The sequence below is a fragment of the Candidatus Eisenbacteria bacterium genome, assembly GCA_035712145.1.
In the GTDB taxonomy this organism is placed as follows: Bacteria; Eisenbacteria; RBG-16-71-46; order RBG-16-71-46; family RBG-16-71-46; genus DASTBI01.
In genome coordinates this window covers 21,971-35,444 of sequence record DASTBI010000030.1, presented here as the reverse complement: position 1 = coordinate 35,444, position 13,474 = coordinate 21,971, and the positions used below count along the sequence as shown (strand labels likewise).

At 68.4% G+C, this 13,474-nt stretch carries 7 protein-coding genes and 1 riboswitch; of the genes, 6 read left to right on the top strand and 1 reads right to left on the bottom strand.

Going from position 1 to position 13,474, the window contains the following annotated elements:
* Positions 1–51: 51 nt before the first annotated feature.
* A riboswitch (TPP riboswitch) is annotated at positions 52–151 on the bottom strand.
* A 169-nt stretch (positions 152–320) separates the two neighbouring features.
* From VFQ05_01425 to VFQ05_01415, 3 genes are all read left to right on the top strand, one after another.
* A complete protein-coding gene (locus VFQ05_01425; protein ID HET9325409.1) occupies positions 321–752 on the top strand; it encodes a hypothetical protein in 432 nt (143 codons plus the stop codon).
* Positions 753–828: 76 nt separating this feature from the next.
* Positions 829–1,386, top strand: coding sequence for a sigma-70 family RNA polymerase sigma factor (locus VFQ05_01420; protein ID HET9325408.1), 558 nt, complete (start codon positions 829–831; stop codon positions 1,384–1,386).
* Entirely contained in the window at positions 1,383–2,210 is an 828-nt protein-coding gene (locus VFQ05_01415) for an anti-sigma factor (GenBank protein ID HET9325407.1), read from the top strand. Before VFQ05_01420 ends, VFQ05_01415 begins: the two co-directional genes overlap by 4 nt.
* 2 nt (positions 2,211–2,212) lie before the next feature.
* Here the strand turns inward: VFQ05_01415 and VFQ05_01410 are convergent, their stop codons facing one another.
* The gene (locus VFQ05_01410; GenBank protein HET9325406.1) at positions 2,213–3,040 is read right to left on the bottom strand and encodes a methyltransferase domain-containing protein; all 828 of its coding nucleotides are present in this window, start codon (positions 3,038–3,040) and stop codon (positions 2,213–2,215) included.
* A 117-nt stretch (positions 3,041–3,157) separates the two neighbouring features.
* Here VFQ05_01410 and VFQ05_01405 point away from each other — a divergent pair, with 117 nt between their 5' ends.
* The 3 genes from VFQ05_01405 (at position 3,158) to VFQ05_01395 (ending at position 13,362) form a co-directional block, all read left to right on the top strand.
* Positions 3,158–3,988: a rhomboid family intramembrane serine protease gene (locus VFQ05_01405; protein ID HET9325405.1), complete on the top strand. Its 831-nt coding sequence runs from the start codon at positions 3,158–3,160 to the stop codon at positions 3,986–3,988.
* Positions 3,989–4,117: 129 nt separating this feature from the next.
* Positions 4,118–6,736: an FAD-binding protein gene (locus VFQ05_01400; protein HET9325404.1), complete on the top strand. Its 2,619-nt coding sequence runs from the start codon at positions 4,118–4,120 to the stop codon at positions 6,734–6,736.
* Entirely contained in the window at positions 6,733–13,362 is a 6,630-nt protein-coding gene (locus VFQ05_01395; GenBank protein ID HET9325403.1) for a glutamate synthase-related protein, read from the top strand. Before VFQ05_01400 ends, VFQ05_01395 begins: the two co-directional genes overlap by 4 nt.
* Positions 13,363–13,474: the final 112 nt, after the last annotated feature.

Sequence of the window (13,474 nt, the reverse complement as noted above, 5' to 3'; positions counted from 1 at the left end):
CAAACGAAAGAGCCGTCCGCGAAGGGACGGCTCGAAGGCAACCGGAGAGCTCGCTTGTCTTCGCCGTTTCCCTACGCTGGCTTTACCCAGTTCAGGTTCGAAGGGTCTGCTCTCAGGCCGGCCATTGGGCCGACCACCCCTAACGACGTGTGTGCGTCAAGATGCGCCACGCCGCCTGCGAACGCAAGCCGCCGGCCGGCTGCGAGGGACCGGCCCATCGACCGGTGGAATGCCCGAACGTCCAGGCTTCGGACGAGCGTTCCTTCTATCGAAGAGGTTGCGACTGGCGTAATCTGGCCGCCTCGCGCGGAGGTGAAACCATGACCGAGCTTCTCAAGGGACTCGCGGACAAGGCGACCGAGGTTCTCGAACACGCAGGAAGCAAGATCGGGAAAGTGGGCGAGCTTGGCGGCGATGTCGCCAAGACCATGACCACGGACATCAACACCCTGCTTCCGGCCATCCGCCAGGCCGGCTATTCGGTTCAAGGGCTCGACATCGATCTCGCGCTCACGCCGAAGTTCGTCGTCATCTGCACTCTGGCGAACCAGATCTCGGAAGACGAGCGCAATGCGCTGCTCGCGTCGATCGCCGAGAGCAGAGTCTCCACCATGGCGGTGAAGGCCCTGTTCCAGCTCGCCGACATCCAGAAGGGATTGTCGGTCGGCTCGCTGGTGCCGAAGGAAGTGCTCGTCGAAGTGGGCCTCAGCCCGGCGCTGAGGGTTCGCTATCGAGAAGCAACGACGGCCTGAGCAACGACCTTCCTCGTCCAAATCTCCGCGAGCTCCGTAGACCCGTGAGAACCGTGGAGGCGGACCCGCCGAGCTCATGAGCCAGCAGGAAGACGATCGAGTTTGCCTGCGGCGCGTGAGCGAAGGGGATCAGAGCGCCCTCGCCGAGCTCTACGACCGTTATGGCTCGCTGGCGTACTCCGTGGCGCTCCGCATCCTGCGGAGCTCCGCGGACGCCGAGGACGCCGTGCAGCAGGCCTGGGTTCAAGTGTGGAAGAGCGCGCGATCGTACGACGGCAGGCGCGGCTCGGTTGCCGCCTGGATCCTGACCATCGGTCGCAGCCGGGCGCTCGATCTCTACCGCAGCCTGGGATCGCGCCGCCGCGCCGAGTCTCGTGACGAGGTCGATCCGCCCGCAGCACCCGCCGATCCCGTGGCCGGCATGGCTCTCGGCCAGCTCGGCGCCCGCGTCCGCGACGCGCTCAGCGAGCTGGCGCCGCAGCAGCGGCAGGTGCTCGAGATCGCATACTTCGAAGGGCTCTCGCAGAGTCAGATCGCCGAGCGCCTGAATGCGCCGCTCGGCACGGTGAAGTCCTGGACCCGGCAAGGGCTCATGCGGCTCAAGGAGCTGCTGCCTCAGGAGGAGTGGGCGTGAGCATCCATCGCGACGAGCATCTCGAGATGTGCGCGGGGCTCGCCCTGGGAAGTCTGGACGAGGAAGACCGGCGCATCCTCGAGCGCCATCTTGCCGAGGGCTGTCCCGAGTGCGAGCGCGCGCTGGCCGACTTCTCCACGTCGGTGGTGGCGCTCGCTGCCTCGGCTCGTTCCGCGAAGCCCAGTGGTGATTTGCGCACCCGCATCCTGGATGCGGTCGAGCAAGAGGCCGCCGGCGGATCCGCCGCCGAGCGACCGAGGGCCGACGGTGGCCGCGTGGTGTCGATGGCCAGGCACCGGCCGAGCCGGACCAGCTGGGCATGGGCCGTGGCTGCGGCCGCGCTGGCCGTCGTCACCATGATGCAATGGAACGCGGCCGAGCACCTTCGCGCCGATCTCGAGAGCCATCGGCGGCAGCTCGCCGAAGCCGAACGCCGCCTCGCCGAGGAGCGCCGCTGGGCCGAAGTGCTCAGTGCTCCGGACGCGCGCGCCGCCGAGCTGGTGATCACACCCGCCGGTGTGCAGGCGCTCAAGGCGCGCGCCGTCTTCGACCCGCGCACGTCGAGCGCCGTGATCGTGTTCGATCACTTCACGCCGCCGGCCGGCAAGGATTACGAGCTGTGGGCCATGCGTCCCGACGGCGTGGCCAGCCTGGGCGTCATCAAAGCCGACGCGCAGGGGCGCGCCACCATGCGACTGGAGCATCTCGGTGCCGAGGACACGCTCAGCGGCTTCGCGGTGTCGCTCGAGCCCCAGGGTGGCTCGCCCAATCCCAGGGCGCCGACGGGACCGGTGGTGATGGTGGGCAAGCTGGGAGGCTCCTAGCCTCACTGCTTCGTGGCGATCGCCCAGACGGTGATCGGATACGGCGCGTCGCTGTCGCTATTGCCGATCGCGAGGTGGCGAGCTCTCGCGTCCGCGGCGGAGAGGTACATCGATCCCAACAGCTCGCGCGCGGCCGGCAGGTTGCCCCACGAGTACACATCGGCCTCGAAGCCGCAGCGGCGCAGCATCGTCTGCATGCCTTGCGGGGTCCACCGGGTGTAGTCGCCATACTCGCTGGTGCCGTGGAGTGGAAGCAGGAACGGCGTGGTGACGATGGCGGCTCCGCCTGGCTTGAGCACGCGGCGCACTTCCGCGAGTGCGCGCTCGGGATCCGGCACGTGCTCGAGCGTTTGATCGAGCACCGCCAGATCGAATTGGTCCGAAGGCACGCGATCGAGGCGCTGGATATCGTGCTCCGGGTATTCGAGCACCACGTACGTGGCGCCGTCCATGAACGAGCGCAGCACATCGTTGCTGTGTCCGAATTCGACAATCGACCGGCCCTTCCAGTCTCGGCTCGCGAGCCACTGGGTGAGGCCCTGGTACATCGCCCAGCGGTTGGCATAGTGGTCGCGCGGATCGGCCATCTGGTCCCATGACGACAGGCCATCACCGCGACTCACGGGATGCACCGCCTTGCGTCGGCGGACCCGCGTGGTCCACAGCGCGAGCGCCGTGGCCGCCGCGCCGCCCGCCAGGGCCAGCATCAGCGCGGAGCCGCCCGGCAGTCGCACCAGGCGACCGAGAGCGAGCGCCGCGGCTGGCCCGCCCCAGGCGAGGCCGATGATCAGGAAGATCCGAGCCAGTCGAGGAATGTCGAACGAGGACAACGAGATCCTCCCGGTAGACCCCACATCGCGAGCGCACCCATAAGACGGGCGCACCTTTGATGGTAGCTCTTACGGTGCCGCAATCGAACGAGCGAGAATTGCGTATGCTCCGAGGCCATGCGCCAGACCCAGGGGGCGATGATCTGCCCCAACTGCAACAAGCTCATCTCGGTGAGCGAGAAGAAATGCCCCTTCTGCGGCGCCTGGCAACCCGGTCTCTATGGATGGTCGCCCGCGCTTCAGCGATTGCTGGGCGGCCGCATCGACCTGATCGCGCTGATCGCGACCGGCTGCATCGCCCTCTATATCGGCTCGCTGGTCCTGCAGCCCGAGGCCATCTTCCGCTTCACGGGCTTCTTCGGAATCCTTTCCCCGGGCTCGCGAGCGCTGTGGCAGCTCGGCATGACGGGCGGCGTCGCCTGGGACCAGGGCTGGTACTGGACGCTGCTGACCGCCATCTACCTCCACGGATCGTTGCTGCACATCTTCTTCAATGTGATGTGGATCAGGAACCTCGGCCCCGCGGTGACGGAATACTTCGGCCCGGCACGCGCGTTCGTCATCTTCAACGTGGCCGGCGCGATCGGCTTCCTGGTGTCGAACATGATGAGCGAATCGCCGTCGATCGGCGCCTCGGGGGCGATCTTCGGCCTTCTTGCCGCCTCGATCGTCTACGGGCGCCGCGCCGGGCAGGGTCAGCTCACCGCCCAGATGTGGCAGTGGGCCCTGATCATGTTCGTGATGGGCTTCATGATGCCCTCGGTCAACAACTGGGCGCATGGCGGGGGATTCGCGGGCGGCTGGCTGGCCGCGCAGGCGATGAGGACGGGCAGCGAGAAGCGCGAGAGCAACGCGGTGATGATCCTGGCTTTCGCGCTGCTCATCGCCACCATCGCGGGGATCGTGCTCTCGTTCGTGAGCGTGACCCGCATCCTCTTCCTGCGTTAGCCGAGCCCGAGCAGGCGGGGGAAATACCTGATATAGTGCCTCGGTTCGCGCGCCTCCCGGCGCTCGAGCGCCGCACGGTGGCGGTCCAGTGAGGCCGTCAGGCGGTTTGCGCTTCCCCAACCCTCCGGGATGACGAAGGACTCCTTCCTCGAAAGAGCCGTCGGGCATCCGCTCGACGAGTTCACGAAGCTGACTTCGGAGCAACGAGCAGGGATCGTCCGAGCCAGGATCCCCGACCTCCATTTCTTCTTCGACGAAGGCCGGTCCCCGTCCGAGCGCTCGGCTCCATCGCGCACGCGTGAGCTGGCGGGCTCGCTCTTCCATGCGATCGCCGAAGGCGACGGCTCGAGCGCCGGGCTGTCCGAGCGCATCGTCACCGATCCTGTCCTCCGTCAGGAGGCGGACCGGGACCAGAACGTGTATCTCGGCGGACTGTTCACCCGGCGGCTGACCCGCGCCGTCCCCGACCTCATCTTCCTGCCGGTCACTCCCGCCGAGTGCGCGGCCGCGCTCGCCTGGGCCCGGCGCTCGAAGGTGCCGGTCACCCTGCGTGGCGCCGCGTCGACCGCGATGGGCGGCTCGGTTCCCAACGACGGCGGACTGACGCTCGACGTGTCCCGGCTCGACCTCATCGAGATCGATCCTTCGGGGCAGGTGGCGGTGATCGGCGCTGGCGCGCGTCTGCGCACCATTCATCAGAAGCTGGCGGATCGAGGCCTCGCGCTCACGAGCTATCCCTCGAACCTCGGCGGCACCTTGATCGGCTGGTTCGTGACCGGCGGAATCGGGCTCAACGCCTTCGGTCGCGGCCGCGCGCTCGACGCCGTGCGCGTGGCCGACGTGCTGCTCCCCGGAGGCGAGCACGTTCGCTTCCACGACGACGGCCGGCTCGATGTGCCCGAAGAGCGGCATCGCCGCACGCTGCCGGCGGCGGAAGCCTCGCGGTGGTTCGAGCAGCATGGTTACGCGCCGCTCACGCTCGCGGATCTGGCCGGCAGCGAAGGCGCGCTCGGCCTCGTGCTCCAGCTCACCGTTCGAATCGAGGCCCGTCGGCCCAACGCGTCCCTTCTGCTCTCGTTCGAGACCAGGGCTCAGGCGCTCGAGGCCGCGGCGTGGGTCTGCCGTGAGGCCGGGAGCAAGTTCGCGGCGCCGGCCAACGTGAAGTTCTTCTCCGCGTCCCACCTTCACCACGTGCGCAAGGTGTGGAAGGACGAGGCGGCGAAGGGATGGAAGAAGCTCCCGTCGATGTTGTCCTCGGGCCAGAGACTGCCGTGGACCCGGATCGCCGAGCCGGCGGAGCTCGGCGCTAGGACGGCGCGGGATCACGATCACGCCGGCGGCTACCTGTGGGTCGACTTCACCGAGATGGAACCGGCGCGCGCCTTCGTCGGCGCCCTGGCCGAGGCGCCGGGCAGGCCGCGCATTCTCGACGAGGAGAGCGTGCGCATCTCGGCCGAGCGCTTCAAGCCGCAGCAGACCAAGCGGCTCGGTCCTGGCCTGCTGGCGGCGGAGATCGCGATGCCGGTCGCGGAGGTCGCGCGGTTCCTGCCCGCTGCCGTTGCGCTCGCGAAGGCGGCAGGGAACGAGCTCGACGCCGAGGCTTATTTCCTCGCCGACGGCAGCGCGCTGGTGATCGCCGGATACCTCACCGATCACCGCAAAGGCTCGGTGGCCATGGACCTGGTGCTGGCGCCGGCATTGCTCGACCTGGCGATGGCGCGCCATCAAGGAAAGCCCTACGTGCTCGGCCGCTGGCAGGCCGCCTATTTCGGCCGCAAGTTCGGAGCCGCCGCGGCTCGGCTGCGCGACGCCAAGCGCCGCCTCGATCCGGGCTGGCTCCTGAACCGCGGCGTGCTGATCGGCCTCGAGCTCCACGGCGTGCTCGGCGCGCTGGTGGCGTCGACGATGGTGCCGGGCGTCACGCTGCTCCGCTCGCTGCTCGGGCTTCCCGGAGGCGCCGCGCTGGGACGCGGGCTGCGCGCGCTGATGAGCGCCTTTCCCGGGCCGGCCTCAGGCCGGGGCGAGCCGGTCGAGACGCGAGCCGCCGCGACGGAGGTCACGCCGCAGGTCGCCGCGGCGCGCGCGCTCCACTGCGTCAATTGCGGCGAGTGCAACACCGTGTGCCCGATCTTCCACGAATCGAAGATCCGGCTGCCGCAGATGCTCACGCACCTCGGCGAGGCTTCGTTCGCGGGCGAGCGTGTGACCGCCACGGGCAGCGCGCTGCTCGACCTGTGCATGCGCTGCGGCAACTGCGAGGAAGTCTGCCAGGCAGGGATTCCGCACCTTCCGCTCTACGAGCAGCTGCAGAACGCGTCGAACCAGGAGCGGCCCTATGATCGTGAGCGCCACGTGGCGATCCTCACCGCCGTCCGTGGCTCGCCTCGCTATCTGCGCGACTTCCTCGAGCTTCGCCCGGGCGGCTACGTGAAGCGCACGCCCGCGTCGCTTCCCGGCATGGCGCGCTTCCTCCTGTTCCGCTCCGAGAACGACGCCGGACCGGCGGCCACCTGCCTTCATTGCGGCGGCTGCGTCTCGGTGTGTCCGACCGGCGCCAACAAGGAGCTCGAGGGAAGCGACCCACGCTGGATCACCACGGATCAGCATCGCTGCATCGGATGCGGCACCTGCGTGGAAGTGTGTCCGGCCAATCATATGAACGGAGGGCAGACGTTGCGCGTGATGGAAGCGCCGACCCGCGATTGGTTCATCGCACTCGAGGAGTTCGAGAAGCTGGGGGCTCCGTGAGCATCGGCATCGAGAAGCTGGCGGAAGAAGTCGGCGCGCGTCCTCGCACCGGCAGGGACGCCGAGAACGGCCGCCCCGGCGCGCCCGCCTCCACCGAGCCGCGGGTGGACAAGGCGCTCGCGCCCGAGCACGAAGGCGTCGCGCGACGGGCGTTGGCGCCGTCTCCCGCGGGCCCCGACGCGCAGGACGAGCGTTTCCTGAAGCGCTTGTCGCTGTGGGAGGACCTGCTCACGCTGGTCGTGGATCCCGAGAGTCCCAAAGTGGATGACCGCGGGCGGACCCGCGCGGCGCTCGATTTCCTGCTCGAGCGAGCCGGAGTCGATGTCGCGGCGTTCTGGACGCTGGGCCGCGCGCAGCGCGGGCGTCTGTTCCTGGCCCACTACTCGCGTGTATCGCGCGACATCCCGCAGCTCGAGATCAGCGCCTTCGATCTCGACAAGCTACTCAAGGAGCGTTTCCGCACCGAGCCGCTCACCATTGGCGCGGCGTGGCACTACGGGCTGTGGCGATCCTACTTCTCGCACGCCGCGATCACGCATCCGGCCAACGACGGCCTGCGCGAAGAGTTCTCCACCGCGTGGGACATCGTGCGAAAGGCCCCGGCCGTGATCTTCCGCTCGGGCGAAGGGGAGCAGCTCATGGCGCTCGATCCGGTGCGCCTCGACCTGCCGATGATCGTCGGCCCGCTGCCCTACGGCGACGGCGAGACGCTCGAGCTGGCGTACCTGGAGGCGATCCAGGCGGCGAACCCCGATCAGGACCTGCTCACTCGCTCCCTGGTCGTGGTCGAGGTCGCTTCGTACGTCGAGCACGCGCCGGCGCTCGCGCCCCACGCCGCGAACCTGGTGCTGCGTTTCGCGCCCCCCGATCTCGATCGGCTCACCGAGCCGGGCCCGGCCCGGGTCGCGCTCGAGGCGGCCCTGCGCGGCGGACGCATCGTCGAGATCGAATGGAGTCCTGCGCTCCAGGAACACGCGCGCAGGCTCCTGGACGTGAAACCTGGTCTCAGGCTTTCGGTGTTCCTGCGATACGGCGCAGGATTCTGGCAGGCGCTGGAGCAGGCGGTGCGGCTCGAAGGCGTGGCGATGATCCACTACCACGCGGGCGCCGAGAAGTCGTATCGGCTGACGCCCAGGATCGATGCGTTTCTCAAGTCGCGGCTGATCCGCGCGCGCGTGCAGCTGGTCTCCGCCGGAGGAGACAGCGACACCCAGTCGTCCGCGGCGACGGTTTACGAGTCCGTGCTGCTCGGAGCCAATGGCGGCGCCATGACTCACGTGGCGGGCATTGCGCTCCTGCCGGCGCTCATCGACGTCTATCACGGTTCGGCGGTCGCGCAGGCGCTGGCGGAGCTCGAGCGCGTCGATCGCGAGGAGCTGCGGCGCCAGGCGGTGAACACGCTCACCTGCTGGCAGCACAGCATCCTCGACTTCCTGTCGTGCATGGGAATCGATGACATCCAGAAGACTTCGGGCAACACCATGGCGATCACGATGACCGAGGACTGGATGCGAGAGGTCGACCAGCTGGTGACGCCCGAGTTCGCCGCGATCAACGCCGAGCTCAACCAGCAGCGCGTCGAGGCCGAGCCGGTGCCGGCTTCGGTGCGCGAGACCTTCAAGGTGTCGGCCCTGCTCGGACAGCGCCGTCCGGACCTGCCGCTGGTCCACGTGGCGAAGATCCTCGCCCAGCACGACGCCAACTATCACCTCACCAATTCCAACCGCAGCCTCAACGCCGACTTCCTCGAGGTCATCTACCGGATGGCCGCCGGCGAAATGCCCCGCGAGCAGGACTTCCTGATCTCGGGCGACATGGGACCGCGGTCGATGGACGGCATCCGGCTCCAGCTCTCGCCAGGATCGCTGCGCTGGTCGCTGGCGCGCCTCGCTCGGGATCCCGCGCTGCTCGACTACGTTTCGCTTGCGGTGCCGCGCGGATTCCTGCGTCCCGGCGCGGTCCCGGCTTCCACCGAGGTGAGGCTGGTGCTCGGGCAGCGAGTCCTGGCGAGCTTCACCGCCGACGCGCGCGGCGGCTTCGAGGTGCGTATCCCGGCCACCACGATCGAGCCTGCGCTTTCGGCGAGCGGCGCGCTCACGCTGGTCAGCCGCGACGGCGATCATGCGGAGAAGAAGATCGAGCTGCTGTCCCAGGGCCACGGCGGCCGGGGCGCGAGCGTGGTGCGCGCCTCGCGCGACGGCGCCGTGACGCTGCGGCGCGAGCCCGGAGCGTCGACGTTCGTGCTGTCGGGATTCGGCTTCCGCGAGCCGGTGTGGCAGGGACCGGTGAGCCACGCCAGCATTTCGCTCGGCGCGGCGTCGGAAGAGTTCTTGATGGCGCGCATCGAAGGCAACGCCGGGCTCTCGATGACCTCATCGGGCGAGGGCGGCCCGCTGCGTCTCCGCGACGAGGACATGGCGTGGGAGAGCATGCAGGCGGCGAGCGGGCACTTCGGCATTCATGCCGCGGATCTGCGCCGGGTGCGCGACGTGGAGATCAAGATCAACCAGGGCGCGAAGCCCGGCAAGGGCGGGCGACTCTCCGGCGCCAAGGTCACCAGCACGGTGAGCAAGGCGCGCAACATCCCAATCGGCACCGACGCGTTGTCGCCCGATCCCAAACACGACATCTATTCGATCGAGGACATGCCGGCCGAGGTCTGGCTCTGGCTCCTCTATCACAATCACTGCGGCATCAAGATCACGGGCTCGACCTACACCAAGTACGTGGCCGCCGGCATGTGGTCCAACTTCGTGGTGGACTACCTGCTGGTCGACTCGGGCCTCGGCGGCTCGGGCAACTACCACGCCGACAGCTCGCACGTCGGCTGGCCGGACATCTTCCGCACCATCCTTCATACCCATCACGCGCTGGTGGGCGAGAAGGTGGATCTCGATCAGAGCGGCGTGCTCAAGTCGATCCGGGATTTGAACGGCGCGCCCTTCGGCGCGGGCGGCGGAACGCGGCTGTTCGCCTCGGGCGGGCTGCGCGGCGAGCTGGACATGGTGAAGGTGCTGATCGCCGGCGCCGACGGCCTGGTCGAAGCCAGCATCGGCAAGGCGGTGGCGTTCGGCTGCAACCAGTGCGGGAACTGTCACCTCGATTGCCCGCGCGGCGGCATCACCACCAAACCCGAGCTGACCGTCCAGAACGACCGCGCGATGATGCGGCAGCGCTTCCGCAACTGGACCGTGCTCAACATGGTGAAACTGGCGGTGCTGGTCGATGCCCTGAACCGGGAGAGCGGCGCGCTCGACGAGACGGGGAGGGTCGTGGATCGAGAGCGCCTCATCGATGACATCCGCAAGCTCCGCGGCCGGACGGATCTGCTCGAGATGCCGCACCATCCCGCTCCTTCCGGAGGGCTCGAGCCTGCGCCGGGACATGATCACGATTCGTGCCGCGTGGGCTCGCTCGCCGTCTCCGAGCCGGTCACCGTGCACGCCATCTGGGAGGCCGCCTGCCGCTCGTACAACGGCGGCAACAACCGCGGGGGCGGCATCGACTTCGCCGGCTTCGCTCCGGCGCCCGTGGCCGACAAGACGTGCCTGATCTTCAACACCATCGGTCCCGATCGCGCGCAGACGATCGGCGAGATGGTGGCGCACCTCCAGGGCTGCCGCTTCTTCGACGCCGCCGGCGTCGAGCACTCGATGGACGGGGTGCGGTCACGGCTCCACGAGTTCAAGCTGCCGGTGCGCGAGAAGTATGCGGCCGACGAAGGCTGGAGACGCGCGGACCTGAGAGAGAATCCCGGCGACTTCCACCTCTTCTTCGTGGAGCTCAAGCCCGAGGTGCTCAAGCGCTACGGCAAGACGCTGCTCGCCAGCACGCAATGGCTCCAGAGGCAGACCAAGTACCGCGATCTGTCCGACGACGTGCTGCAACGGGCGCTCGAGAGCCTGGACGAGGCGGTCGAGCGTGGCGCGGCCGAGGCGGCGTCGCTGGCCGGCGGCGCGGCGCTGCCTGACCGGCTCGCCGGCTTCGTCGCGGACGTGAAGGAGGAATACTTCTCGGCGCTCGCCCATCTGCTCGACTCGCGTTACTACCGGACGCATGGGGCGAGCCACGATGCCGCAAGGCCCGAGACGGAGAACCGCGAGCGCGCAGCGTCGAGCGGCAAGAAATACGCCGCCAAGCGCAGAGGCTACGTGGTGTCGATGGGCGAGGACCTGGGGGCAGTCAAGATCTCGGGATGGACGCACACCATTCCCGAGTACTTCGACTTCGATCGCTTCTGGGCCACGTACCCCGGTGCGCGCGACGGCAGCGGCGCGGGAGTGCCGGTCACGGTGAAAGGCCGCACGGCGCGCAGCACGGCGCTCCACGCCAAGGTATGGGGCATGCACCACCGCTATCCCACCAACTCGCCGGCGATCGACGCCGAAGGGCGTGGCAACCCGGCCGGCGCACACCCGTTCAAGGGTTACAACGTCCTGCTCATGCACAACGGCGAGCAGGTCGGCGTCGATTCCACCTCGCCGTTCCTGAACGAGTTTGGCTACGTGCACGCCGACCAGTCGATGGGCGAGGGCGCGGAGCTCTACCACGGGGATTCGGTCTACGAGCGCAAATATCTGACCGACACCGAGTACGCCGCCTATCTCGTCGATTTCACGCGCCGCGTGCTGGGACTCGACACGCAGGAAGCCACGCAGATCATCTCGCCGATCACCGGGCTCGATCTCGAAGCCATGGAGCCGTCGACCCGCGAGAAGCTGCGGCTCCTGATGACCAACTACGTGCAGCTCACGCCCACCGGCCCCTACAAGTTCACGATCGTGGAGTCGCGCCGCCGAGGCAGCGGTCGCACGGTGGGATTCCGCGAGAACATGGACATCAAGTTCCTCCGGCCCCACGAGATCATCGTCTCCAAGGACGACACGCCGGGCGGCGTGCAGGCGGTGGCCAACGGCAGCGAGGCCAAGATCGCCGACAGCATGCTGCGCGTGCTGCACGCCCAGGGCGTGCTGGGCGACGCGGCGACCGATCTGCGGTTCAGCATGAGGCCGGGAGGCAATCCGGGGCGGCGCGAGTTCGGCGGCGTGTTCGAGGCATTCATCGGCGATTCTGGAGGCCTCGACTTCAACAACCGCTTCGGCGAGCCCGTTCCTGTCGATCGCAGCGGGCGCAAGGTGGATCTCTCGCTTCCCCTCGAGCAGGCGGTCGCTGGCGCCGATCCGGAGTGGCGGCACCACGTGGCGGAGCGGCTCGAACAGCTCGAGCGCGCATTCGGCCATGAGACGCAGTTCACCGGGCGAGCGTTCGGACCAGACGACGCGCTGCCGGCGCCGGCGAACGAGCTGATCGAGCGAGCGCTCGAGAGGGCGCCGTCCGCCTCGTTCGAAGACTGGCGCTTCCTGTGCGAGTCGGCGCTCCCGGAGTTCGCCGCTCGCGGCGTGCCGGCGCGCGCCGCCTCGCTGCGCATCCTCACCGAGCTGCGCAAGCGGATCGCACTCCAGGACCTCGGAGGCAAGGCGCTGTCGAGCATGGAGTACGTGATCGACGGTGGGCGAATCGCGGCGCACACGCTGCCCGGCCTCTCCGGCCGGTCGGAAGGCGGCATCTACCGCATCCTGGACCAGGTCCCGCCGCTCTACGAGGCGCTGTCCTCGGCGCCGAGCCCGGCGGGGGTGCACGGTCGCATCACCGAAGCGACGCGCGACGACCTGATGCCGCCGCGCGATTCGGAGCGCGACCTCCTCGTCATCGACTTCGCCGGGTTCGTCGGCGAGTCGTTCAAGCTCGACTCGGCGTCCCGGATCGTGAGCGAAGCGGTGCGGCTCGGATGGCGCCACCTGATCGGCTACGGCTTCGACGGCGGTCCTCGATACGTAGGCACCAATCTCGCGACTCCGGAGGGCCAGGCGGCGCCGGGCGTAGTGATGGAGCTCTACGGGCGCGAGTTCGGCGATTTCTGCGGCGCCTTGCTCGAAGGCGCGCGCATCCTGGTCTACGGCCAGGGCCAGAGCCACTGGGGCATGAAAGCCGACAGCGGATACCTGTTCGTGCTGCAGGACGCTCTCAACACGGTGGCCTACACCGCGCACGGCGGCACGTTCAACCTCTGGGACTCGGGCTCGCGGTTCGCGGCCGCGGGGCAGAACAAGGTGCATCTGGCCGACGGCAGGACGATGGCGCCCGGATTCAAGAGCATCCACTTCGGATCGCCCAACGAGTACGCGTTCGAATACCTGATGTCGGGCGGCGATAACTCGCTGCACGTCATCATGGGACTGCGGAAGCCCGATGGCCGCGGGCAGCTCGCGCTCAAGTACAAGCCTTATTCCGGCAAGTTCCTGATGTCGGGCGCGGCGGCGGGACGGGTATTCGTGTTCGATCCGCTGGTGAAGCTCGATCCCGCCCAGTACCACGGCAACGTGCTCTCGGCGATCACTCCCGAGGAATGGACCAAGGATCTGGCGCCGTTCGTGGGCGCGGAGGCGAAACGTCGCGGGCTGCCGATCCGGATCGAAGGCGAGCACATCACCATTCGTCTCGAGGGCGAATGGCGGCGCTGGCGCTACGACGAGGCGTTCGCCAAGCTGATTCCCGTGAAGGTGGCGAAGGCGGCGCAGGAGAAGGGCGTCGTGCCCCGGGCGCTCACGCAGATCGTCGGCGAGTAGATCCGGCGAGTTGTTCGACCGCTGAATTGACGCGGTCGAGTTCCGATCTTCCGCGCTGGGACATGGCTCGGTCCCGCAAGCCTGGAAGTGCGGCATCCTGTTCGCGATCGCC

What these genes read in the sequence shown, in the direction of transcription:
- VFQ05_01425 (HET9325409.1), top strand. Translation starts at nt 321, where the DNA reads ATGACCGAGCTTCTCAAGGGACTCGCGGACAAGGCGACCGAGGTTCTC.
- VFQ05_01420 (HET9325408.1), top strand. Translation starts at nt 829, where the DNA reads ATGAGCCAGCAGGAAGACGATCGAGTTTGCCTGCGGCGCGTGAGCGAA.
- VFQ05_01405 (HET9325405.1), top strand. Translation starts at nt 3,158, where the DNA reads ATGCGCCAGACCCAGGGGGCGATGATCTGCCCCAACTGCAACAAGCTC.
- VFQ05_01400 (HET9325404.1), top strand. Translation starts at nt 4,118, where the DNA reads ATGACGAAGGACTCCTTCCTCGAAAGAGCCGTCGGGCATCCGCTCGAC.